General features: G+C 66.0%; 25 protein-coding genes. 20 read left to right on the top strand and 5 right to left on the bottom strand.

The window, feature by feature from the left end:
* Positions 1-26 precede the first annotated feature (26 nt).
* Positions 27-431, top strand: coding sequence for an acyl-CoA thioesterase (locus tag J5M73_RS01220; protein WP_003229628.1), 405 nt, complete (start codon positions 27-29; stop codon positions 429-431).
* Between the two features lie 40 nt (positions 432-471).
* Positions 472-1,371 (top strand): D-hexose-6-phosphate mutarotase, encoded by a 900-nt coding sequence (locus J5M73_RS01215; RefSeq protein ID WP_102862321.1) that lies wholly within the window; start codon positions 472-474, stop codon positions 1,369-1,371.
* A gap of 216 nt (positions 1,372-1,587) precedes the next feature.
* Here J5M73_RS01215 and J5M73_RS01210 read toward each other — a convergent pair whose 3' ends face one another.
* The 5 genes from J5M73_RS01210 to J5M73_RS01190 all read right to left on the bottom strand — a co-directional run bounded on the left by J5M73_RS01210 (position 1,588) and on the right by J5M73_RS01190 (position 5,577).
* Positions 1,588-2,124, bottom strand: coding sequence for a DUF3299 domain-containing protein (locus J5M73_RS01210; protein ID WP_102862322.1), 537 nt, complete (start codon positions 2,122-2,124; stop codon positions 1,588-1,590).
* 138 nt (positions 2,125-2,262) lie between these two features.
* Positions 2,263-2,508: a GlsB/YeaQ/YmgE family stress response membrane protein gene (locus J5M73_RS01205; RefSeq protein ID WP_102862323.1), complete on the bottom strand. Its 246-nt coding sequence runs from the start codon at positions 2,506-2,508 to the stop codon at positions 2,263-2,265.
* Between the two features lie 107 nt (positions 2,509-2,615).
* Positions 2,616-3,698, bottom strand: a complete 1,083-nt coding sequence (locus J5M73_RS01200) for a 5-(carboxyamino)imidazole ribonucleotide synthase (protein WP_102862324.1) — start codon at positions 3,696-3,698, stop codon at positions 2,616-2,618.
* Positions 3,699-3,709: 11 nt separating this feature from the next.
* Positions 3,710-4,201: a 5-(carboxyamino)imidazole ribonucleotide mutase gene (gene purE, locus J5M73_RS01195; protein WP_016967060.1), complete on the bottom strand. Its 492-nt coding sequence runs from the start codon at positions 4,199-4,201 to the stop codon at positions 3,710-3,712.
* A gap of 458 nt (positions 4,202-4,659) precedes the next feature.
* Positions 4,660-5,577, bottom strand: coding sequence for a LysR substrate-binding domain-containing protein (locus J5M73_RS01190; protein ID WP_102862325.1), 918 nt, complete (start codon positions 5,575-5,577; stop codon positions 4,660-4,662).
* Between the two features lie 181 nt (positions 5,578-5,758).
* On the opposite strand from J5M73_RS01190, the gene aspA reads away from it, so the two are divergent.
* From aspA to J5M73_RS01100, 18 genes are all read left to right on the top strand, one after another.
* Positions 5,759-7,183, top strand: a complete 1,425-nt coding sequence (aspA, locus tag J5M73_RS01185; RefSeq protein WP_102862326.1) for an aspartate ammonia-lyase — start codon at positions 5,759-5,761, stop codon at positions 7,181-7,183.
* An 831-nt stretch (positions 7,184-8,014) separates the two neighbouring features.
* The gene (locus J5M73_RS01180) at positions 8,015-8,368 is read left to right on the top strand and encodes a DUF3077 domain-containing protein (protein WP_060844991.1); all 354 of its coding nucleotides are present in this window, start codon (positions 8,015-8,017) and stop codon (positions 8,366-8,368) included.
* Positions 8,369-8,500: 132 nt separating this feature from the next.
* Positions 8,501-9,280, top strand: coding sequence for a hypothetical protein (locus J5M73_RS01175; protein ID WP_240321938.1), 780 nt, complete (start codon positions 8,501-8,503; stop codon positions 9,278-9,280).
* Between the two features lie 99 nt (positions 9,281-9,379).
* Positions 9,380-10,039: a YcxB family protein gene (locus J5M73_RS01170; RefSeq protein ID WP_102862328.1), complete on the top strand. Its 660-nt coding sequence runs from the start codon at positions 9,380-9,382 to the stop codon at positions 10,037-10,039.
* Positions 10,040-10,075: 36 nt separating this feature from the next.
* Entirely contained in the window at positions 10,076-11,095 is a 1,020-nt protein-coding gene (locus tag J5M73_RS01165; protein ID WP_102862329.1) for a beta-ketoacyl-ACP synthase 3, read from the top strand.
* Positions 11,095-12,102: an NAD(P)-dependent oxidoreductase gene (locus tag J5M73_RS01160; protein WP_207814940.1), complete on the top strand. Its 1,008-nt coding sequence runs from the start codon at positions 11,095-11,097 to the stop codon at positions 12,100-12,102. The genes J5M73_RS01165 and J5M73_RS01160 overlap by 1 nt, the downstream gene beginning before the upstream one ends.
* Entirely contained in the window at positions 12,099-12,953 is an 855-nt protein-coding gene (locus J5M73_RS01155) for an MBL fold metallo-hydrolase (protein WP_102862331.1), read from the top strand. The genes J5M73_RS01160 and J5M73_RS01155 overlap by 4 nt, the downstream gene beginning before the upstream one ends.
* Positions 12,943-14,301 (top strand): F390 synthetase-related protein, encoded by a 1,359-nt coding sequence (locus tag J5M73_RS01150; RefSeq protein ID WP_207814939.1) that lies wholly within the window; start codon positions 12,943-12,945, stop codon positions 14,299-14,301. The genes J5M73_RS01155 and J5M73_RS01150 overlap by 11 nt, the downstream gene beginning before the upstream one ends.
* On the top strand, positions 14,289-15,443 hold the full coding sequence (locus J5M73_RS01145) for an ATP-grasp domain-containing protein (RefSeq protein WP_115581232.1): 1,155 nt from the start codon (positions 14,289-14,291) through the stop codon (positions 15,441-15,443). The genes J5M73_RS01150 and J5M73_RS01145 overlap by 13 nt, the downstream gene beginning before the upstream one ends.
* Positions 15,407-16,579, top strand: a complete 1,173-nt coding sequence (locus tag J5M73_RS01140; RefSeq protein ID WP_243433623.1) for a hypothetical protein — start codon at positions 15,407-15,409, stop codon at positions 16,577-16,579. The genes J5M73_RS01145 and J5M73_RS01140 overlap by 37 nt, the downstream gene beginning before the upstream one ends.
* Entirely contained in the window at positions 16,576-17,592 is a 1,017-nt protein-coding gene (locus J5M73_RS01135) for an aromatic ring-hydroxylating dioxygenase subunit alpha (RefSeq protein ID WP_102862335.1), read from the top strand. Before J5M73_RS01140 ends, J5M73_RS01135 begins: the two co-directional genes overlap by 4 nt.
* Positions 17,593-17,978: 386 nt before the next feature.
* A complete protein-coding gene (locus tag J5M73_RS01130) occupies positions 17,979-18,815 on the top strand; it encodes an ABC transporter ATP-binding protein (protein WP_162884164.1) in 837 nt (278 codons plus the stop codon).
* 37 nt (positions 18,816-18,852) lie between these two features.
* On the top strand, positions 18,853-19,854 hold the full coding sequence (locus tag J5M73_RS01125; RefSeq protein WP_102862337.1) for an ABC transporter substrate-binding protein: 1,002 nt from the start codon (positions 18,853-18,855) through the stop codon (positions 19,852-19,854).
* 29 nt (positions 19,855-19,883) lie between these two features.
* On the top strand, positions 19,884-20,660 hold the full coding sequence (locus J5M73_RS01120) for an ABC transporter permease (RefSeq protein ID WP_102862338.1): 777 nt from the start codon (positions 19,884-19,886) through the stop codon (positions 20,658-20,660).
* Positions 20,660-21,424, top strand: a complete 765-nt coding sequence (locus J5M73_RS01115) for an SDR family oxidoreductase (RefSeq protein WP_102862533.1) — start codon at positions 20,660-20,662, stop codon at positions 21,422-21,424. The genes J5M73_RS01120 and J5M73_RS01115 overlap by 1 nt, the downstream gene beginning before the upstream one ends.
* A 12-nt stretch (positions 21,425-21,436) precedes the next feature.
* Positions 21,437-21,973, top strand: a complete 537-nt coding sequence (locus J5M73_RS01110; protein WP_060845001.1) for a cupin domain-containing protein — start codon at positions 21,437-21,439, stop codon at positions 21,971-21,973.
* A gap of 4 nt (positions 21,974-21,977) precedes the next feature.
* The gene (locus J5M73_RS01105; RefSeq protein WP_102862339.1) at positions 21,978-22,856 is read left to right on the top strand and encodes an alpha/beta fold hydrolase; all 879 of its coding nucleotides are present in this window, start codon (positions 21,978-21,980) and stop codon (positions 22,854-22,856) included.
* Positions 22,853-23,686: an IclR family transcriptional regulator gene (locus J5M73_RS01100; protein WP_102862340.1), complete on the top strand. Its 834-nt coding sequence runs from the start codon at positions 22,853-22,855 to the stop codon at positions 23,684-23,686. Before J5M73_RS01105 ends, J5M73_RS01100 begins: the two co-directional genes overlap by 4 nt.
* Position 23,687: the final 1 nt, after the last annotated feature.

Raw genomic sequence — 23,687 nt, 5'->3', positions numbered from 1 at the left:
GCGTCACGGGTCAGAGGCCCCTCGGCATGATAGAACTCGAACAAGAAGATCCAATCCCGCAAGGCGACCTGGCCCTGCAAATCACCGCTTTGCCCCGGGAAACCAACGGCTTTGGCGATATTTTCGGCGGCTGGCTGGTGGCGCAGATGGACCTGGCGGGCACTGCCATGGCCAGCCGCGTCGCCGGTGGTCGAGTCGCTACCGTGGCCATCGATCGCATGGCGTTCCTGGTGCCGGTGGCGGTGGGCGCGCAACTGTCCTTCTATACCCAGACCCTGGAGATCGGCCGCAGCTCGATCCAGATGATGGTGGAAGTGTGGAGCGACGACCCGCTGTCCAGCGAATGGCGCAAGGTCACCGAGGCAGTGTTCGTGTTCGTCGCCATCGACGGCAGCGGCCGCACCCGTTCGGTTCCGCCCCGAGCGCGCTAGGTTCCTACAACGCCCAAGCCACTCTAACGAGATCAGCAGCATGCCCACGCCCCACGTTGAAACGGTGAAACTGGATGAACTGAACTGCTGGCGCATCCGCCACGGTGATGCCGAACTGCTGGTGGCCCAGCAAGGCGCGCACATCCTCAGTTATCAAGTAGCCGGGCAACAGCCGCTGATCTGGCTCAACGACGAGGCGCAGTTCAAGACCGGCAAGAGCATCCGCGCCGGGGTTCCGGTGTGCTGGCCCTGGTTCGGCAACTTTGCACGCAACCCGCAAAGCGTGCAGGCCATGCGCCAAAGCGCTGAACCGGCACCGGCCCACGGCCTGGTGCGGGCCAGCGACTGGGAACTGCAAGGCATCGAAAGCGACGGCGACAGCTTGCTGGTACGGCTGCGCCTGCCCTGCCCCGCTGGCGGCTTTCCTGGCTGGCCCCATCAGGTGGAACCGAGCCTGAGCATCCGCCTCGACGAGCAACTGCACATCAGCCTCACCAGCCATAACCTGAGCACAGAAAGCGTGAGCATCAGCCAGGCGCTGCACAGCTATTTCGCGGTCAGCGATGTGCGCAACGTGCAGGTCGAAGGCCTGGACGGGCTGAACTACATCGAAACCCTGGAAGACTGGACCACCAAGGTCCAGAGCGGCGCCTTGCACTTTAGCGGCGAGACCGACCGCATCTACCTGAACGTCCCGGCGCAGCTGGATATCGTCGATCCGGACTGGCAACGACGGATTCGCCTGACCAGCGCAGGCTCACGCACCGCCGTGATCTGGAACCCCTGGATCGACCGCGCCGCGCAGTTCAGCGACATGGCCAACGACGGCTGGCAGCGCATGCTGTGCATCGAGACCGCCAACGTGATGGACGACATCGTCACCCTGGCACCTGGCGCCCGCCACACCCTGAGCGTGAGCATCAGCGCCGCCCCGCTCTGACCCACGATTGCGCTGATGGGTCCTGTGTTCAGGCTGGGCGTGGCGAGGGAGCTTGCTCCCGCTGGAAGGCGCAGCCTTCCCAAGTCCTGAATCCGCGGTCTGTCAGGCAGAACGCGTACTCAGGTCTTGCGGCCGCTACGCGCCCGAGCGGGAGCAAGCTCCCTCGCCACAACAGCCCTCCTGGCCCCAAATTCCTGGCTAATCCCCTCAGTCCCGCTACAGGTCGGATTCCTGCACCACCCGCACCTTCGCCGCATCCAGGGCGTAGGCCGCGTCGGCCAGGTCATTGCTGACCGACTCGATCTTCAAGGTGCCGGTCACCCACAGCGGCGTGTAGATGTCCTCCAGCTTCACGCCCTTGGGAAAGCGCACCAGCACCAGCTGGTTGGGCGGCGGTGGCGGCACGTGGATGCAGGCGCCCGGGTACGGCACCAGGAAGAACAGCGTGCTGCGCCCCTTGGCATCAGCCTCCAGCGGCACCGGATAGCCGCCGAGGCGGATCTGCTTGTCGTTCATCGCCGGCACGGTCTTGGTGGAATACATCACCGCCGGCAAGCCCTTGCTCTGCTTCAGGCCGCCCTTTTCGGTGAAGGTGCCATTGGCTTCGGGGGAGTTGTGGTCGATTTCCGGCATCTGCTCCAGGGCTTTCTGGTCCGACTTGGGCATCAGCTCCAGCCAGTCGGTTTCCGGCAGTTCGCCAGCCTGGGCCAGGCCGCAGCCCAGCAGAACAAAGGTCAATAGAAGACGGCGCATGAGAGGGTGGCTCGGTCAAAAAGGAAGGACGGAAAAACCCGGGCATTCTAGTGCCCAAAGCGTCGGCTGCGTTGAAGTTTCAGATGAAGAAAAGGGCTCCCCTCGGCACGAGCGGCAGAGGGGGCTTGCAGGGGGGAATCAGCTTTTCTTGACGAAGCCGTAGATCACCAGCAGGACGACCGCGCCCACCAGCGCACCGATGAAACCGGCGCCCTGGCCAGCCTGATAAATACCCAGCGCCTGACCGCCATAAGTGGCCGCCAGCGAGCCGCCGATACCCAGCAGGATGGTCATGATCCAGCCCATGCTGTCGTCTCCCGGCTTGAGGAAACGCGCCAGCAGACCAACGATCAAGCCGATGAAAATGGTTCCAATAATGCCCATGGCTGTTCCTCTGTAAGGGGGGATCAAGCCAAAGCCTAGCCAGCACTTTGGCATCCTGCTATCAGAGAACGGCGGGAAACGAAGGTTCCCGCCAGCCGGAGGATTTGTTACTCGGCGATCAGCGCTTGCACCTTGAGGATCTGCGCTTGCAGGGTCGCCTGATCGGCGCAACGCAGGTTGGCGTGGCCGACCTTGCGTCCGGCCTTGAAGGCCTTGCCGTAGTGATGCAGGTGGCAGTCGTCGATGGCGATGACCTTGTCCACCGGCGGCACCTGGCCGATGAAGTTGATCATGGCGCTCTCACCGACTTTGGCTGTGGAACCCAGAGGGAGACCGGCTACCGCCCGCAGGTGGTTTTCGAACTGGCTGCACTCGGTGCCTTCGGTGGTCCAGTGCCCGGAGTTGTGCACCCGCGGGGCAATCTCGTTGGCCTTGAGGCCGCCGTCGACTTCGAAGAACTCGAACGCCATCACGCCGACGTAATCCAGCTGCTTGAGCACGCGGCTGGAGTAGTCCTCGGCCAGGGCCTGCAGCGGGTGATCACTGCTGGCCACCGACAGGCGCAGGATGCCGCTGTCGTGGGTGTTGTGCACCAGCGGGTAGAAACGGGTTTCACCGTCACGGGCACGCACGGCGATCAGCGAGACTTCACCGGTGAACGGCACGAAGCCTTCCAGCAGGCAAGGCACGCTGCCCAGTTCGGCGAAAGTGCCTGCGACGTCGGCGGCGCTGCGCAGGACCTTCTGGCCCTTGCCGTCGTAACCCAGGGTGCGGGTCTTGAGCACGGCCGGCAGGCCGATGCGCGCCACGGCGGCGTCGAGATCCGCCTGGGACTGGATGTCGGCAAACTCCGGGGTAGGAATCCCCAGGTCCTTGAACATGCTCTTCTCGAACCAGCGATCACGGGCGATGCGCAGGGCTTCGGCGCTCGGGTAGACCGGCACGAACTGCGAGAGGAAGGCCACGGTTTCCGCCGGCACGCTCTCGAATTCGAAGGTCACCAGGTCCACTTCATCGGCCAGCTGGCGCAGGTGGTCCTGGTCGCCGTAGTCGGCCCGCAGGTGTTCGCCCAGGGCAGCGGCACACGCATCCGGCGCCGGGTCGAGAAAAGCGAAGTTCATTCCCAGCGGAGTCCCCGCCAGGGCCAACATGCGGCCCAACTGGCCGCCACCGATTACACCGATCTTCATCGTCAACAACCTCAGGCGACGCGCGGGTCTGGATTGTCCAGGACGCTGTCTGTCTGTTCAGCACGGAATTTTTTCAGCACCGCATGGAACTGCGGGTGCTTGGCGCCCAGGATGCTCGCCGAGAGCAGGGCCGCGTTGATCGCGCCGGCCTTGCCGATGGCCAGGGTGGCCACGGGGATGCCGGCGGGCATCTGCACGATGGACAGCAGCGAATCCACGCCCGAGAGCATCGACGACTGCACCGGCACGCCCAGCACCGGCAGGTGGGTCTTGGCCGCGCACATGCCCGGCAAGTGCGCCGCGCCGCCGGCACCGGCGATGATCACCTCGATGCCACGCGCCTCAGCCTCTTCGGCGTACTGGAACAGCAGGTCCGGGGTGCGGTGTGCGGACACCACCTTCACCTCGTAAGGGATGCCGAGCTTTTCCAGCATATCGGCGGTGTGGCTAAGGGTGGACCAATCGGACTTGGAGCCCATGATCACGCCAACCAGTGCACTCATCGTCGTGCCTCTTCTCTCTGGGCGCCCGCGGGCGCGTCAAAAACAACAAGCCACGCGAAAATGCGTGGCTTGACTGTACGAATTATGGCCGGACGAACCGGCCGAAGGCCGCGCAGTATACCGAAAAAGCCGCGCTAAACGCACTTTCGCCGACCATCTGTCGAACAAAGTATTTCCGGCGCAAAACCCCGGTTTTATTGACTCTGAAGTCAGTCTCCCCGAACTGAAAGCCCCTCGCAGCCTGACCAATTCCCTGTAGCCGCTGCCGCAGGCTGCGAACGACGGCGCAGCCGGCGCCAGAGCTCTATCCCCAATCCTTCAGACACTCCGCAGCGCCAGGTGTGGCGGCCACTGCGGTGCCGATCATCCGAACGCGGCCCGAACCTGCGGCCGCGGCTACAGGGCCTGGCGTTGCCGACGCTGAAAATCCCTCGCGATCTGCAACACCGGCAACAGGCTCATGTGTTGCCCGTCGCTTGTGCGGCGGCGCCTTCCAGCTTGCGCCAGAGCAAACGCACGTTGGCCTTGCGCACCAGGGCGCAGCGATACAGGCGGATCTCCAGCGGTACATGCCATTGCGCGCCGCCGCACACCACCAGTTCACCCCGGGCCAGTTCGGCGCGCACGCTCAATTGCGGCACCCAGGCAATGCCCAGCCCTTCCAACGCCATGCTCTTTAGGCTGTCGGCCATGGCGGTCTCATAAACCGTGGTGAAACGCAGGTTGCGCTGGCGCAGCAGCAGGTTCACCGAACGCCCGAGAAAGGCCCCGGCGCTGTATGCCAGCAACGGCACACTGGCCTCGCCTTCCAGATCGAACAGCGGCTTGCCCTGGGCATCGGCAGCGCACACCGGGAGCATCTCGGTGTGCCCCAGGTGCAGCGAGGGGAAGATTTCCGAGTCCATCTGCAAGGCCGCGTCCGGGTCATAGAAGGCCAGCATCAGGTCGCAGCCGCCTTCGCGCAGGGCGTGCACCGCATCGCCGACGTTGGTGGCCACCAGCCGCGTGGCGATGTTCAGCCCTTCATTGCGCAGTTGCGCGATCCAGCGCGGGAAGAAGCCCAGCGCCAGGGAGTGAGCCGCCGCCACCTGCATCACCTCGCCCTGGCCACCTTCCAGATGATGCAGGTGACGCACCACCTCGCCGAGCTGTTCGACCACGGTGCGCGCGGTGACCAGGAACAGCTGCCCCGCCGCCGTCAGTTCCACCGGCGTGCGCGAGCGGTTGACCAGGGTCAGGCCCAGGGCCGCTTCCAGGCTGCGAATGCGCCGGCTGAAGGCCGGCTGGGTCACGAAACGTCGCTCGGCAGCCTGGGAAAAGCTGCGGGTGGCGGCCAGGGCACTGAAGTCCTCGAGCCATTTGCTTTCCAGATTCATCACGTCCTCCCGGACACGCACCATTTTAGGTCACACGCTCGCCGGCAAAGCGGCGTCACACCGGCATTATGCCGAATATGCATAGCCCAGTGTTTAACAGCATTGGCCCAAAAATTCCCTTCGGCCTAGGATTCGCAGCGTTCCCGGCACAGACCGGGTCCCTACCGAGATGATCTCCGTCATGTCCTCCGCTGCATCTTTCCGCACAGAAAAAGACCTGCTTGGCGTACTCGAAGTACCGGCTCAAGCGTATTACGGCATCCAGACCCTGCGAGCGGTGAACAACTTCCGCCTCTCCGGCGTTCCGATTTCGCACTACCCAAAACTGGTCGTGGCCCTGGCAATGGTCAAGCAGGCAGCTGCTGACGCCAACCGCGAACTGGGTCATCTGAGCGAAGCCAAGCATGCGGCCATCAGCGAGGCCTGTGCCCGCCTGATCCGCGGCGACTTCCACGAAGAGTTCGTGGTGGACATGATTCAAGGCGGCGCTGGCACTTCCACCAACATGAATGCCAACGAAGTCATCGCCAACATCGCGCTGGAGGCCATGGGCCACAGCAAGGGCGAATACCAGTACCTGCACCCGAACAACGACGTGAACATGGCGCAGTCCACCAACGACGCCTACCCGACCGCGATCCGCCTGGGTCTGCTGCTGGGTCACGACGCCCTGCTGGCCAGCCTCGACAGCCTGATCCAGTCGTTCGCCGCCAAGGGTGAAGAATTCAGCCACGTCCTGAAAATGGGCCGTACCCAGCTGCAAGACGCCGTGCCGATGACCCTCGGCCAGGAATTCAAGGCCTTCGCCACCACCCTGGGTGAAGACCTGGCTCGCCTGAAGACCCTGGCGCCGGAAGTGCTGACCGAAGTCAACCTGGGCGGCACCGCCATCGGCACCGGCATCAACGCCGACCCGCGCTACCAGGCCCTGGCCGTACAACGCCTGGCCACCATCAGCGGCCAGCCGCTGGTACCGGCGGCCGACCTGATCGAAGCCACCTCCGACATGGGCGCCTTCGTGCTGTTCTCCGGCATGCTCAAGCGCACCGCGGTCAAGCTGTCGAAGATCTGCAACGACCTGCGCCTGCTGTCCAGCGGCCCACGCACCGGCATCAACGAAATCAACCTGCCAGCGCGTCAGCCCGGCAGCTCGATCATGCCTGGCAAGGTCAACCCGGTGATCCCGGAAGCGGTCAACCAAGTGGCGTTCCAGATCATCGGCAACGACCTGGCCCTGACCATCGCGGCCGAAGGCGGCCAGCTGCAACTGAACGTGATGGAGCCGCTGATCGCCTTCAAGATCTTCGACTCGATCCGCCTGCTGCAACGCGCCATGGACATGCTGCGCGAGCACTGCATCACCGGCATCACCGCCAACGAAACCCGTTGCCGCGAACTGGTGGAGCACTCCATCGGCCTGGTCACCGCGCTGAACCCGTACATCGGCTATGAAAACGCCACCCGTATCGCCCGCATCGCCCTGGAAAGTGGCCGTGGCGTACTGGAACTGGTGCGCGAAGAAGGCCTGCTGGACGACGCCATGCTCGACGACATCCTGCGTCCGGAAAACATGATTGCCCCGCGCCTGGTTCCGCTGAAAGCGTAACCGCCGCGCCCCCGAAACATGCAACACCGCTCACCAGGTTGAGGGACTAGACACCTCTCACCTTTTGAGGGCTTGGAGATACGTCTCCAGGCCCTTTTTTTTGCCTGCTGTTTTTGCCTGCTGTTGAAATCGCCGCGCCCGCTGCGCGGCCGATCGCAGCCTGCGGCAGCGGCTACCCCCCCAACCTAAACTGCGACCGCCACCTCTTTGTAGCCGCTACCGAGCCCGCGAGGCTGCGACAAGGTCCGCAGGACCTTCAGCGACCTTGAGAACCCCGCGTCCCTTCGGGCCGTTCGCAGCCTGCGGCAGCGGCTACACCCCCAACCTGAACTGCGGCCGCAACCTCTATGTAGCCGCTGCCGAGCCCGCGAGGCTGCGAACGGCACCGAAGGGGCCGCAAAACCTGCCAGCACACTCTGCCTGCCCGACCCCACTCGCACATTCAACACAGCCCCTATCCCCCTACCCAGCACCCGATTTGTCAGGGAATACCGCCCAGTGCCGGAGCCGTTTCGCTTTGTTTTGTAGGGCAAATCCGAGAGAATCCCCCACGCCTTTGAGCGCCTTGTACCCCTTCGAACGATCAGGCAGTCTCCCGGTGCCGCTGCCAAATCAGCGGCCCGGATGTGGAAGTTCGGACCTGAGTAAGCATGAGCGCTCATGAGCATGGCTCGACGTATTTTCGTTGGCATCGCTTTATGGCGGTTGTGCGCGGGACACCTTCGGGTGTGCTGGGTTACTCAGTCCCGGTCTTCCACACCCTCGCACAACTGCCACCCCTCATGTGGAAGTGAGCTCGGCAGTCCGTTAACTACTGAGTGAGTGACAGTCATGAAAAAGCTCGTCCCCGACCCACCTCTCCAAACCGATCATCCACGCCGCGACCCGGAGCTGGACCGCGCCAACGCCAACCTGCTGGCCGCCTTGAATGGCACCCGCCATCGCCCCTTCGGCCTGCGCGACGCCCAGGGCCACCCGCTGTTCGCCGTACAGCCCCAGGTGAATGCCGAAGACGCGCTGATGCACGTTTCCTTGCTGCTCAAATGCGCCGAAGAGGTGTCCGATGAAATCACCGAACGGGCCAGCGGCATCGAGCGCGGACTGATCTGGTCCATGGTGCATTCCGTGGAAATGGCCCGCGCCGTGGTGGATGCCCTGCTCGACGGCGCCCGCCCCACTCCCTGACGCAACCTGTAGCCGCTGCCGAGCCCGCGAGGCTGCGACAAGGTCCGCAGGACCTTCAGCGACCTTGAGAACCCCGCGTCCCTTCGGGCCGTTCGCAGCCTGCGGCAGCGGCTACAGGTTTTGCTCGGCACGGTGGATAATCAGCCTCCCGCCGCCACCGGCAATGACGACCAAGGCACCCTGTCGATGGACCCGACGCACACCCAAGCTCTGCAACAGCTACGCCACCTGATCCCCATCGGCCTGCGCCACGCCCAGGCCCTGCTCGCCCGCTGCGCCAATAATCCGCAGCAAGCCGCCGAACTGTACAAATCCGATCTGCTGCAAGTGCTGGTAGAAAAGTCCGGCTTGCCCCAAGAGCAAGCCCGGGAGCACTTGCTCAACGCCGCTTACGACCTGAACCGCGCCCTGCACGCTATAGAAGAAGCGCGCTTCACCCTGACCCAGCGCATTCTGCGCAAACATCACCGGGACCCGGGCCAGGCCCTGGACCTGATCGCCCAGGCCATCGAAACCGCCGAGCAATTGCCGCGTCAGTACTGGCTGGATTTCGCAGCGCTGGAGCAACTGCCCCCAGCACCGCGCTGCTTCATGATCCTGCACGAGTGGCTGGCCTTCGAGGGCTGGGAAGGTTTCGACAGCGCCCTGCACTTTCACCTGTCCCAGGCCATCGCTCAGTTCAGGCTCCTGCAACTGGACGACCTGGCGGTCACCCTGGAGCAGGCCGATCAGCGCCAGCAGCAGCTACGAGCCGCCCATGGCGGAAGCGAAGGCCCCGTCGAGCTGGCCATGCGCATCAACCAGGACCCGCTCTTCAACCGCTGCCAGGATCACTTCCAGCAACAGCGGCCGCTATTGGACGAACGCCTGTATCAGTGGGTAGAGCGGCATACAGAGCAGTTCCCCGCCTGAGCAGAGGGGCGACCTGGGTGCATACGCCGCTGCTACCCACAGCTCAGAAGTCGGTAGACTGCCGCCCTCACCGAACACGGACCTCGGACTCGCTCCTCCATGGAATTGCACTACAGCATCACCTCTGCCAACACCCAAGCCCGGCTCGCCGAACAACTGCCCCAGGAAATGCTCAGGCAGGACCAGCAGCAGGCGCGGATCATGGCCAGCGTCGCCCGTTGGCAGACCCGACTGATCGGCCCCTTGATGTTCACCCTCTGCCTGATCGGCGGCGGCCTGGCGATCTATTTCCCCGAACAGCGTTTCACCCCGGAAAAAGTCATTGCCATGCTGGTGTTCGTGCTGATTTTCAGCATGCTCTGGTGGCGCTTTTCCAAGCGCTGGCTCACCCACCTGCACGCCCGTATCGCCGCCCATCACGCCAAGCCCGGCAAGCCTTTGCAGGGTGTGAACCAGCGCCTGATCGAAGCCCGCCTGCGCGCGCCGCTGAAGGCGGCCGAGGGCACTTACCACCTGAGCTTCGACGACCAGGGTTTCAGCCTGAGCAAGGCCCGGGGCAAGCAGAGCGGCCTGGCCTGGGAACAGGTTGTTCACTTGCGGGAAACCCCCGATTTCTACGTCGTGGCCTGTGCCGAGCTGCAACGCAAGAACATGGGCTACTGCATCGCCAAACACAGCGAACTGATGGACGCCGAGGAGTATCAGCAAGGGCTGCAAGCCTTTCTGAGCCAATGCCCGGTCGCGCCGTCCGCCACCTGACCAAGCCTCCCCCGACGCCCCACACACGGAATTTGCATGCACACATCAGCGTCCTCCCCCCGCCCGGCCCGCGCCCTGGCCATCCTCGGCACCGGCCACGCCCTGCCGCAGCGGGTGGTCAGCAGTGCCGAGCTGGACCGCCAGCTCGGCCTGGAAGCCGGTAGCGTGGCGCGCATCAGCGGGGTGCAGCAGCGCCACGTCGCCGATCCTGCGGACACCGCCGCCAGCCTCGGCGCCCGTGCCGCGCGCCAGGCCCTGCAGGCGGCCGGCCTGGAGCTTGGCCAGCTGGACCTGATCGTCTGCGCCAGCGGCACCCAGGACCAGGGCATGCCCTGCAACGCCGCGCTGCTGCAACGGGAGCTGGGCCTGGGGCAGTCGGGCATTCCGGCCATGGACATCAACGCCAGTTGCCTGGGCTTTATCGCCGCCCTGGATACCTTGTCCTGGCCGATCCAGGCCGGGCATTACCGGCGCGTGCTGCTGGTGTGCGCCGATATCGCTTCCTGCGGCCTGGACTGGCAGCAGGTGGAGGTCTGCGGCATCTTCGGCGACGGCGCGGCGGCGGTGGTGCTGGGCCCGGGCCATGGCGGGCAGAAGCTCCTCGCCTCGCGCCTGAAGACCTACGCCGAAGGCGCGGCGCTGTGCCAGATCCCCGCCGGCGGTTCGCGCTTTCATCCGCGGCGCATCGACGTGCCGTTCGAGCCCCTGACCAGCTTCGCCATGCAGGGCAAGGGCGTGTTCCGTCTCGCGGCCAAACACCTGCCGGACCTGATGGACGATCTGTTGCTGCAAGCCGGGCTCTCCCTTGGGCAAATCGACTGGGTGATCCCTCATCAAGCCAGCCAGCAGGCCATGCAGCATGCGGCCAAGCGCCTGAGCCTGGGGCCGGACAAGGTCATCGATATCTTTGCCCAGCACGGCAATCAGGTGGCGGCCTCGCTGCCCACCGCCCTGGACATCGCGGTGCGCGACGGGCGCATTCAACGCGGACACACCTTGCTGCTGATCGGCACCGGCGCGGGCCTGTCCCTCGGCGGCATGATCCTGGAGTTCTGATGAAGATCCTGGTCACCGGCGGTACCGGTTTTATCGGTCGGCATCTGGTCTGGAAGCTGGCCGCCGAAGGCTGTGAGGTACAGTTCAGCGGGCGCAACCCCGAGGCGGCGGCCGAGGTGATTGCCCACAGCCCGGCGCCGGTGCGCTGGCTGCCGCTGGAGCACGGCAGCCCGTTGGCCAAGCGCCTGCTGGCCGACGCCAGCCGCGAGCATGACGCCATCGTGCATTGCGCCGCCCTGTCGTCACCCTGGGGGTCGCCCCAGGCGTTTGCCCGGGCCAACCTCGACTCCACCGCCGAGGTGATCCACGCCTGCGGCAAGAACCGCATCCCGCGGCTGGTGCACATCTCCACCCCGAGCCTGTACTTCGACTTCAGCGACCGCTTGGGTATCCGCGAAGACCAGCCGCTGCCAAACCCGGTGAACGACTACGCCCGCAGCAAGGCCCAGGCCGAAACCCTGCTGGCAGACGCCAAGCTGCCCGAGTGCGTGATCCTGCGGCCCCGGGCGGTGTTCGGCCCCTGGGACGCAACCCTGATGCCGCGCCTGCTGCGGGTGATGCAGCGCGGGGCGATTCCGCTGATGCGCGGCGGTCGGGCCCAGCTGGACCTGACCTGCGTCGACAATCTGGTGCACGCGGTGTGGCTGGCCCTGACCCGGCCCCTGCCGCGCCCGCTGTGCGTCTACAACCTGAGCAATGGCACGCCGCTGGCCTTCAAGGACCTGCTGCAACAGATGGCCGAGCACTTCCAGCTGCCGCTGCGCACCCGCCGCCTGCCCTGGCCCCTGGTGCACGGCGTGGCGCACCTGCTGGAGCTCAAGGCGCGCCTGGGCAACGGCGCCGAACCCCTGATCACCCGCTACGGCGCCGGCGTCCTGGCCTTCAGTCAGACCCTGGACATCAGCGCCATCCAGCGCGAGCTGGGCTATCGCCCGGTGATCAGCCAGGACCAGGGCATCGCCCAGCACGCCCAATGGTGGCTGGCCCAACAGAGGCAACGAGCATGAGCCGCAGCGTGAGTTTGAAGATCCTCCGGGCCGGCTGGTGCCAGCATCTGGAATGCATGGCCGACCGTGGCGGGCGCCTGGCGCCGGTGCAGTTTCCGGCCCTGTGCGGGCTGATCCAGCACCCGGACCACGGCTGGATTTTGTACGACACCGGCTACGCCGAGCACTTCTTCCAGGCCACCCGCGCCCTGCCCGAGCGCCTGTACCGCAGTGCGGTGCCGGTGCAGTTGCCGGTGGCCGAACAGCTGGGGGCGCAGTTGCATGAGCTGAGCATCGGCCCGGGGGATATCCGCCATGTGATCATTTCCCACTTCCACGCCGACCATATCGCCGGGCTGCGGGACTTTGCCAACGCGCGTTTCATTGCCCTGGAAGCCGATTACCGGCATATCGACAGCCTGCGCGGTCAGCGTTGGCGCGCCACCCTCGGCGGCCATCTGCCGGGCTTGCTGCCGGACGACTTCAGCGCCCGCCTGCGCCTGGCCGAAGCCAGCCCCAGCTGTGCGCTGCCAAGCTGGATAGCACCCTTCGAGCAGGGCCTGGACCTGTTCGGCGATGGCAGCCTGATCGGCGTGCCGTTGCCCGGGCACAGCGAAGGCCAGCTGGGCCTGTTCATCCCCGATGCCCAGGGCCGACCGGTGTTCCTGGTGGCCGACGCCTGCTGGTCGGTGCCGGCCTGCCGCGCCGAACGCCTGCCCGCCGCCCCGGCACTGTGGTTTGCCAGCGCCGACCGTCAGCAATATGTGCGCACCTACAGAGGCCTGGGCCAGCTGATCCGCCGCGAACCGGCGGTGGCGGTGCTGCCGTCCCATTGCACCCAGGCCTGGGAGGCGTTCGCCCATGAACAGTGAACGCCTGCTGGGCACCCTGCGCAGCATCGGCGCCTTCGTGTTCAGCCGCTACGCCCTGCGCTTTCGTCGCCGCGAGCGCCTGGAAGCCTGGCAGGCCCGACGCCTCAAGCACTTCATGGCGCGGGTCATGCCCCGTGGCCAGCGCTTCAACGGGCTGACCCACGATGGCCTGCACAGCTTGCCGATCATGGACAAGGCCAGCCTGATGAGCGATTTCGCCGGCTACAACACCCGCGCCCTGAGCCTGGAACAAGTATTACCGGTGGCCCTGCAGGCCGAGCGTTCCCGGGACTTCAGCCCGACCCTGGGGGACATCACCGTAGGCCTGTCCAGCGGCACCTCGGGGGCCCAGGGGGTCTTCCTGGTCAGCAGCGTGGAACGCCAACGCTGGGCCGGCATCCTGCTGGCGCGGACCCTGCCCCGGGCCCTGCTGCCCCGGCTGCTGTGCCCCTGGCTGGCGCCGCTGCGCATCGCCTTCTTCCTGCGAGCCAACAGCCGCCTGTACACCACCCTGGCCAGCCGCCGCATCGACTTCGCCTTTCATGACCTGACCCTGGGCCTGAGCGCCTCCCTGCAACGCCTCAACCATCAGAACCCGGACGTGCTGGTGGCCCCGGCCACGGTGCTGCGCGGGTTGGCCCAGGCGGCCCTGGCCGGGCAGTTGACGATCCGCCCCCGGCACATTCTGTCGGTGGCCGAAGTGCTGGAAACTACCGACGCCGAGGTGGTACAGCAGGCCTTCGGGCTCAAGCCCCGGCAGATCTATCAGGCCAGCGAAGGCTTCCTCGGCTACACCTGCGAGGCCGGCACCCTGCACCTGAATGAAAGCCACCTGCACATCGAGCCGCAGTGGCTGGACCCTGAGCGCACGCGCTTTCAGCCGATCATCACCGACTTTTCCCGGCGTACGCAGCTGATCGTGCGTTATCGCCTCAACGACATCCTGCGAGTGGCCGACGCGCCCTGCCCCTGTGGCCGCGCGGAACGGGCCATCGCCGCCGTGGAAGGCCGCGCCGACGAGATCCTCTGGCTGCCGCGGCTCGACGGCCAGCAGCTGGCACCGCTCTACCCCGACCTGTTGCGCCGGGCCCTGCTGATGCTCGGGGCGACGCTTGAGGAATACCAGATCCACCAGCGCGGACTGCTCTGGCAGGTCAACCTGCGCACCTCGGGCGACTACCACGGGCTGTGCCAACGCTTGAGCGAGGCCCTCGCCGAGCTCTGCGCGCAACAGGGGCTGCAGGCGCCGCAGCTGAGCTTCGGCCACTGGCAGGCGCCGCCGCCACAGACGAAAAGACGCCGCCTGCTGATGCTGCAACTACCCGAGGGACTGCCATGCGTGTATTGATTCTCGGCGCCCGGGCCCCGGCCTGCCTGGAGTGGGCCCGGGCCTTCAGCCAAGCCGGCTGGACGGTGACCGTGGCCGATTCCCTGGCCCAGCCCCTGAGCCGCTTCAGCCGCGCCGCCGAGCACTTCGTGCGCCTGCCGGAGCCGCGCCACGACCCGGATGCCTGGATCGAGGCCCTGGCCGGGGTCATCCGCCAACAGGCCATCGACCTGCTGCTGCCCACCTGCGAAGAGGTGTTCTACCTGGCCCACGGCCTGGAGCGCCTGCGACCTTTGTGCCGGGTGTTCACCAGCGATTTCGAGCTGCTGCACCGCCTGCACCACAAGGGCGATTTCGCCGCCATGACCCAGGGCTGGGACGTGGCCGCGCCGCCGACCCGAGTGCTGCATGACCCGGCCGCGTTGCAGGCCCTGGCCGCCGAGCACGACGCCCTGGTGTTCAAGCCGGCCTATTCGCGCTTCGCCTCCCAGACCCTGATCCGCCCGAGCCCGGCGCAACTGGCGAAAGTCCGGCCCAGCAGCGAGGCGCCCTGGGTGGCCCAGCAGTTTGTCCCCGGCCAGGAATACTGCAGCTTCAGCGTGCTGGTGGACGGCCAATTGCGCGCCCACAGCAGCTACCAGCCGCGCTACCGGGTCGGGCGTGGCTCGGGAATCTACTTTCACAGCTGCGCCCCGGCGCCGATCCGCGCCTTCCTGGAGCAGTTCGGCCGGGCCACCGGCTACACCGGGCAGGTGGGTTTTGACTTCATCGAGGACCCGCACGGCCGCTTCCACGTGCTGGAGTGCAACCCCAGGGCCACCAGCGGCGTGCACCTGTTCGACGATCAGCGTGTGCCGTTGGTAGCGGCGCTGGGCAGCGAAGCCGGCGCTGCGCTGGAGGCGACCCTGGAACCCAGGATGATCGCCCTGGCCATGCTGCTTCTGGCCGCGCCGCAACGGGCCTTGAGCCGGGCGTTCTGGCACGACTACCGGCAAGCCCGAGACGTGATCGTCCAGGACGGCGACCGTGGCCCGCTGACCGCCCAGCTGCTGAGCCTGAGCGAGATCATCGGCCGCGCCCTGACCCGCCGCTGCGGGCTGCTGGCCGCCTCCACCGCCGATATCGAATGGAACGGCCAGCCCCTGGGGGCAACGCGCCGATGAAGCTGTGGATGCCCGAGCAACTGGCCCTTGAGCCCACGAGCGCCGACGACAGCCACGCCCGGCAGTACGTGCGCACCTGCGCCGGCGGCGCGCTGATCGGCAACGTCAGCACCGCCCTGGCCCTGCTGGACACCGGCCATCATCAGTTCCCGGTGAGCATCAACCACGGCCACGACCCTGTGGATAACTGCTACGTGGTGTCGCCGCAAACCGCCTACAGCGGCTATGCCCGGGAAGAACTGCAGCGCCTGAAACGGCCCTGGCTGGCCCGGCCGCTGAGGCTGCTGACCCAGGGCGTAGACCGGCTGCTGAGCGCGGCCAAGGTCGACCGGCTGGTGCAGGTCAACAACTGGCTGCTGTCCACCAACCTGTACCCGGCCGACTGGGACGGCGCGGACTTGCCGGCAATCACCGAGCTGCTGCGCCGGGCGTTTCCCGACCACGGCTTTGGCTTTCGCTCGCTCAACGACTTCAGCAACCGCGCCCTGCGCAAGCGCCTGCAAGCCCTGGGCTACCTGGCGATTCCCAGCCGCCAGGTGTACCTGTTCGACGGCCGCGAGGGCGAAAATTCAGCCTTCCTGCGCCACCACAACACTCGTCTGGACGCCACCTTGCTGCGTCGCAGCCCCTATACAGTGGTGCCCGGCAGCCAGCTGAACGAAGCCGACTTCCAGCGCATCGAGCAGCTGTACAACCTGCTGTACCTGGATAAATACAGCCGCCTCAACCCCCACTACAGCGCCCAATGGCTGCAACGCGGGCAGGCCGAAGGCTGGCTGCAAGTGCGCGCCCTGCGCAACGCCGAAGGCCGCATCGACGGCGCCCTGGGCTGGTTCGCCAACAGCGCGCTGATCAGCACCCCCATCGTTGGCTACGACACCGCCCTGCCCCAGCGCGCCGGGCTGTACCGGCAACTGACAAGGCTGTGCCTGCAAGAAGCGGTGAACCGCCGTCAGGTGCTCAACTTCAGCTCCGGCGCCGCCGCCTTCAAGCGCCTGCGTGGCGGCCAGCCCGAAATCGAATACAGCCTGATCCACGTCGCCCACCTGCCCTGGCCGCGCAGGCTGGTGTGGCAACTGATGGGGATGCTGCTGCAACGGATCGGCGTACCGCTGATGAGGAAGCTCAAACTGTGAACAGTCACTCGGGCTGGTGGCCCGTCGCCCTCAGCCGGCAACTGCACAAGCAGCCCCTGGCCTGCACCCTGCACGGCGTGCCGCTGGTGCTGTTTCGCGACGCCGAGGGCGCCCCTGCCGTATTACCGGACCGCTGCCCCCATCGCTTTGCGCCGCTGAGCGCCGGCCGGGTGCGCGACGGGCAGATCCAGTGCCCCTACCACGGCTGGCGCTTCGATCCCCAGGGCCGTTGTACTCAACTGCCCGGGCTGGAGCAGCAGCGTTGCAGCCAGCCCTTGCTGCAGCCGCTGCACAGCTGCGAAGCCCAGGGGCTGGTGTGGGCCAGCCTTGCCAGCGAGCGGCCGGATGAGCCGCCAGTAGCCGCCGCCGAACAGGCCCAGGCCCTGGATGTGTTCTGGATCAGCGACCGGGTGCAGTGCAGCTTGCAGGACGCCGCGGAGAACTTCCTCGACGGTTTCCACACCCACTTCGTGCACGCCGGCTGGATTCGCCACGATCGCCAGCGCCAGCGCATTCGCGCCTGGGTGCATCGGCTCGAAGACGGGGTTGAAGCGCAGTACAGCGAAGAAGGCACCCAATCCGGGCTGATTTCCCGGCTGTTCGAAGGCGAACGCGGCCTGAGCATGGGGCGCTTTCGTCTGCCGGGGCTGGCGGAAATCGAATACCGCGACCGCCAGGGCCGGCTCAACCTGCTGGTGAGCGCCTGGCTGAGCCCGGCCGCCGAGGGCCAGTTGCGGCTGTTCGCCCGCATCGCCACAGCCCAGGGCCGCCTGCCGGGCTGGCTCAAACGCGGCGTGCTGCAGCCGCTGTTCAAGGTGATCCTCAAGCAGGACCGGCAGATCCTGGAGAACGTCAGCGCCAACCAGCAACGCTTTGCCCGGGTGCCGCTGCGCTGGCAGCGGCCCACGCCTCTGGACAGCTCGCTGGATCTGCTGGGGCCGTGGATTCGCCAGTTGCTGGAACAGGGTGAAATACACAACTTCCAGGAGCGGCATGAAACCTTCTGGCTGTAACCCGATACGTCTTGCACCCCGATACTTTCGGCAATAGATCATTGCGGTGCCGCTGCTCTTATATGAAGAGCCGCTGACTGGCGCGTGCCATGTTTCATATATAAAACAAACAAGGCATTTATCGCGTTTTTCCCGTTACCCGCAAAGCCTTCTTCTCTCGCAACTTCCCAGGCCACTTCCAAGTGTTGGGCAGTTTCGTGCCAGATAATAAACATCGTTTCATATATAAAACACAGCAAAAATCAAATTACTTATTACAAGTAACTGATTAATAACGATTTTTATAACTTAAAACCAGATCTTAAATTCACTGGCATTGTTCATGCACTAAACGACGTATCACCTATAAAACAGACTTGAGAACTATCCCAATGGCTGTGAAAGAGATGTACGCCGTCGTGCCGCAATGGAATACCCCTGTTCCTCAGGAAGAGTTGGCACCGACTGAAATCGAATTTCGCAAAGTCGGTAAGTGTTTTCCGAGCAAGGGTCAGTCCAGCGCGCCTTTTGCCATTCGTGACGTGAGTTTCAAGATCCGCCGCGGCGAGGTGGTGTCGATCATCGGCCCTTCCGGCTGTGGCAAGAGCACCCTGCTCAATATGGGCTCGGGCCTATACCTGCCCAGCGAAGGCCAGGTGCTGGTGGGCGGCGAGGCGGTGACCGGGCCGGTGCGCCGGGTGGCCTTCATGCTGCAAAAAGACCTGCTGATGCCCTGGCGCAGCATTCGCCGTAACGTCGAGCTGGGCCTGGAGATCCAGGGCGTGGCGGCCAGCGCCCGGGAAGCAGTGGCCAATGACTTGCTCGAACGCTGCCACCTCAAGGGCTTCACCGAGCACTACCCGTTCCAGCTGTCCGGCGGCATGCGCCAGCGCGCCGCCCTGGCCCGGACCCTGGCCATCGACCCCCAGGTGCTATTCCTCGACGAGCCGTTCTCGGCCCTCGACGCCCAGACCAAGATGATCCTGCAACAGGACATGGCGCGGATGCTGGCCGACACCGGGAAGACCGCGCTGTTCATCACCCACGACCTGGTGGAAGCCATCGCCATGTCCGACCGGCTGCTGGTCATGAGCGCCCGCCCGGGAACCATCGTCGAGGAAATCAGCGTCGACCTGCCCCTGCGGGACAACCCTCTGGAGCGCCGCAAGTTGCCGGAGATCGGCCCGCTGGTGGGGCGTCTGATGGAGCTGCTGCAAGTCGGCCAGGACCTCGAACTGCATTGATCAAGGCCCTCAGGCCGCAACCGATTCAGGAGTACCCATGCTCAAGTCGCTGCTTCAAAGACTCGGCCGCACCGCTACTGTCGCCCTCGGCCTGACCCTGGCGCAGGGCGCGCTGGCCGCCCCGCAGGAGGTCACCTACCTGCTGCCGGCGCCACCCAACCTGCCGGCGTTCGCGCCGTGGATCATCGCCAAGGAAAAGGGCTACTACGCCGCCCGCAACCTCAACCTGACCTTTATCGCCGCCAAGGGCGGGGTCGACGTGGCCAAGCAGATCGGCGCCGGCAACGCGCTGATGGGCGGCGCCATCGGCGACACCCCGATCGTGGTCCGGGCCAATGGCATTCCGGTGCGCGCGGTGGCACTGCTGGGGGCCGGCGGGGTGACCCTGATCGCCACACCGCAAAACGCCGGGATCAAGGCCATCGGCGACCTCAAGGGCAAGACCCTGACCGTGATGTCCTACTCGGACACCACCTACTACGCGCTGCTTGCCTCCCTGCGCAAAGCCGGCCTGAGCAAGAGCGATGTGGACATCCAGGCCGCTGGCCCGTCCGGGGTCTGGCAGCTGTTTTCCGCCGGCAAGGCCCAGGCCATGGCCGCGGTGCCGGACTGGGTGATCAATGCCGAGGACGCCGGGATCAAGGTGCAACTGATTCCCCGGGAACAGATCTTCGAAAGCATGGCCCAGGCGATCCTCGCCTCCGACACGGCGATCCGCGACCAGCCGGAACTGGTGCGCGGGGTGGTCCAGGCCACCCTGCAAGGCATGCGCGACATCATCCAGGACCCGCGCGCCGCGGCCCTGACCTTCGCCCAGGCAGTACCGGCCTACGCCGGCAAGGAGGATGCTCTGGAGCGGATCTTCAAGCTCTATGTCGAGCACGTCTATGCCGGTCAACAGGTGCTGGGGCGCATCGATCCCCAGCGCCTGGAGCAGGTGCGCCAGTTCTATGTCAGCGAAGGCATCGTCAGCCAGGAACCCAGGCTCGACGACCTCTACACCAACCAGTTCATCGACAGCCCGGTGGCTGCGCAATGAGCGCCGCCCCTCGCGAGGTACAACCCCGGATGAAAACCCTCAATCACTCCGTGCTCGGCAGCGCCGCGCTGCTGCTGGTGTTCCTGCTGCTCTGGCAGTGGGGCCCGGGCCTGCTGGGCATGCCGGAATTTGTCATGCCCAAGCTCAGCCGCGTGGCCCAGGAAAGCCTGGTCATGTGGCAGACCGGCAACCTCTGGCAGCACACCCTGGTCACCGCCCTGGAAATCATCGTCGGCTTCGCCCTCGGCGCCTTCCTGGGCCTGACCATCGGCGTGTCCCTGGGCCTGTCGCCCACCGCCGAGGCGGTGCTCTCGCCCTACATCCTGGCCTTGCAGATCGCGCCGAAGGTGGCCTTCGCCCCGCTGTTCGTGATGTGGCTGGGCTACACCGTCTACCCGAAGATCCTGATCGCCATCCTGATCGTGTTCTTCCCGGTGATGATCAACGTGCTGTCGGCGATCCGCACCGTGGACCCGGACATGATCAATCTGGTGCGCACCATGAGCGCCAGCCGCTGGCAGATCTTCCGCCTGGTGGAGTTTCCCTCGGCCATGGCCGCGCTGTTCTCCGGCCTGCGCATCGCCTCGACCCTGGCGGTGATCGGGGTCACGGTGGGCGAGCTGGTGGGCGGCAACCAGGGCCTGGGCTTCCTCCTGGTGGACGCCGAGGGCCAGGGCAACACCGCCGGGGTGTTCGTCGCCATCGTCATGCTGACGCTGATCGGGGTGATCGCCTACGGCGCCGTGGTCTGGGCGGAAAAACGCGTCCTGCACTACCTGCCCAAAGCCATGTTGAGTAGCCAATGATGAACACCCCAAACGATCTGCTGCGGGACCGTCGGGTCCTGATTACCGGTGGCGCCCGTGGCCTGGGCTACGCCTTCGCCGAAGCCATCGCCCGCGCCGGAGCCCGGGTGGTGATTGCCGATGTGCTGGAGCAGCGGGTGCAACAGGCCGCCGTCGACCTGCGCCACCAGGGCCTGGATGTCCGCGCCCTGAGCCTGGACTTGGCGAACCCCGACGCCATCGACGCTTGTATCAACGCCGCCGTGGAGCTGCTGGGTGGCCTCGACGGCCTGGTGAACAACGCCTCGATAACCCATTCCGGGGGCAAGAGCTGCGAGCAACTGACCCTGGAAACCTGGGATCAGGTGATGCAGGTCAACGTGCGCGGCACCTGGCTGATGACCAAGGGCTGCCTGCCGGCCCTGCGCGCCAGCGGGCGCGGGGCCATCGTCAACCTGGCCTCGGACACGCCGCTGTGGGGCGCGCCGAACCTGTTGGCCTATGTCGCCAGCAAGGGCGCGATCATCGCCATGACCCGCAGCCTGGCGCGGGAGCTGGGCGGCGACGGGATCACCGTCAACGCCATCGCCCCGGGCCTGGTGCAAGTGGAAGCCACCGCCTACGTACCCGAGGCGCGCCATCGCCTGTACCTGGAACAGCGCGCCCTGCAACGCCCGCAACTGCCCGAGGACGTCAGCGGCGCGGTGCTGTTCGCCCTGTCCGACCTTGCCCGTTTCATCACTGGACAAACCCTGCCGGTCAACGGCGGGTTCGTCATGCCCTGAATGGAGACTGCCATGACCGATCTATCCGCCAACTCGCAAGCCAAAAGCTGGGAACGCCCGGCCGGGGCCAGCCTGGAAAGCTGGATGAACACGCGCATCGCCCGCTACGCAACCCGCCAGTACGACTGGGATGCGCTGAAGTTCCAGGCCGACTACGACCCCAAGTACCGCCGCGCGCAGATGCGCTACATCGGCACCGGCGGCACCGGGGTCAGCAACGACAGCAACACCGTCCCGGCCGAGCACTTCACCTTTTCCACCATGGTCATCCCCGCCGGCCACGAAGGCCCGTCGCACCTGCACATTGATGTGGAGGAAGTGTTCTTCGTCCTGCGCGGCAGGCTCAAGCTGGTGCTGGAAAAGGACGGCGAGCGCTTTGAAACCATCCTCAACGAACGTGACCTGGTGTCGGTGCCACCGGGGGTGTACCGCGAGGAGATCAACATCGGCGATGAAGACGCGCTGATGTGCGTGATGCTCGGCGCGAAGAAGCCGATCACCCCGACTTACCCGCCAGAGCACCCTCTGGCTTCGATCAAGCGCGGGTAAGGCCATGTTCCCAGGCCTCTCTCAACCGGCAGCGACGGCAGACCTGAAAGCCCAGCTGGCCCGGGACTTTCCCCAGCGCCTGGTGACGGCCAGCGGTGGCCGCCAGGCCCTGCGTGAAGGCGGCGCGGGGCCGGCGCTGGTGCTGCTGCACGGCATCGGCTCCGGGGCGGCCTCCTGGCTGGAAGTCGCACAGCACCTGGCGCCCAAGGCCCGGGTCATTGCCTGGGACGCGCCCGGCTACGGTGACTCCAGCCCGCTGGAACCCCCCGCGCCGAAAGCCGAGCACTACGCCGCCCGGCTGCTGCAGATGCTCGATGCGCTGCAGATCGAGCAATGCGTGCTGGTGGGGCACTCCCTGGGCGCGTTGCCGGCCCTGGCCCTGGCTCGCAGCACCCAGGCCCGGCGGGTCAGCCGCTTGCTGCTGATCAGCCCGGCCCGGGGCTACGGCGCGCCAGCGCTGGCCGAGCAGGGCCGGCAGGTGCGTCAACAACGCCTGGACACGCTAGAGCGCCTGGGCATCGCCGGCCTGGCCGAACAGCGCAGCGCCCAGATGCTCTCGCCCTCCGCCACGCCCCAGGCCCTGGCCTGGGTGCGCTGGAACATGGCGCGGCTGAACCCTGCCGGGTATCGCCAGGCCATCGAGCTGCTGTGCGGCGACGATCTGCTGCGCCATGGCCCACCCGGCATGCCCTGCGAAGTGCATTGCGGCGCAGCCGACCGCATCACCCCGGCCGAGGGTTGCCGGACCCTGGCCAAGGCGCTGGGCGCGCGCTTCAACCTGATCGCCGACGCGGGCCACGCCAGCCCCGTCGAACAACCGCTGGTGGTGGCGGGCCGCCTGGCCTGCGCCATCGAAGAATCCCTGACAGGTAGACCCCTATGAACGACGCCGATCCGCTGAAGGACCCTCAGGACAAATACATAGTCCCGGGCCTGGAACGGGGCCTGTTGCTGCTGTGCGAGTTCAGCCGCAGCAACCGCACCCTCACTGCCCCGGAGCTGGCCCGGCGCCTGGCCCTGCCGCGCTCGACCATCTTCCGTCTGCTGACCACCCTGGAAACCATGGGTTTCGTCACCCGCAGCGGCAATGAATACCGCCTGGGCATGTCGGTGCTGCGCCTGGGCTTCGAATACCTGGCGTCGCTGGAGCTCACCGAGCTGGGCCAGCCACTGCTGGCGCGGCTGTGCGACCGCCTCAACTACCCGAGCAACCTGGTGGTGCGCGACGGTCGCTCGATCGTCTACGTGGCCAAGGTTTCGCCACCTTCGGTGTTCTCCAGCGCGGTCAGTGTCGGCACCCGCCTGCCGGCCCACGCCACGGTGCTCGGCCGCGTGCTGCTGGGGGATTTGTCCCTGGCCGAGCTGCGCGAGCTGTACCCGGAGGAACACCTGGAACAGCACTCCCCCAGCACGCCAAACACCGTGATGGCGCTGTTCGACATGGTCCAGGCCGACCGCCAGCGCGGCTTTGTCAGCGGCGAAGGGTTCTTCGAGCCGAGCATTTCCACGGTGGCGGCCCCGGTGCGTGATCAGAGCGGCAGCATCGTCGCCGCCTTGGGAGTGACCATCGCCACCGCCCAGGTCGGCCACATCAACTACAACGAACTGCTGCTGCAGGTACGCCGCAGCGCCGACGAGCTGTCGCGCCTGCTCAACTACAACAGCGCCGCCCACAACGGGCTGCCGCGGGTCACCGCCTTGATGAGGGATTGAA

It is taken from the genome of Pseudomonas sp. 50_B (genome assembly GCF_017491625.1).
Taxonomy (GTDB): Bacteria; Pseudomonadota; Gammaproteobacteria; order Pseudomonadales; family Pseudomonadaceae; genus Aquipseudomonas; species Aquipseudomonas danubii.
Note: the sequence above shows the minus strand (reverse complement) of the source record. Positions and strands in the feature narration are given on the sequence as shown.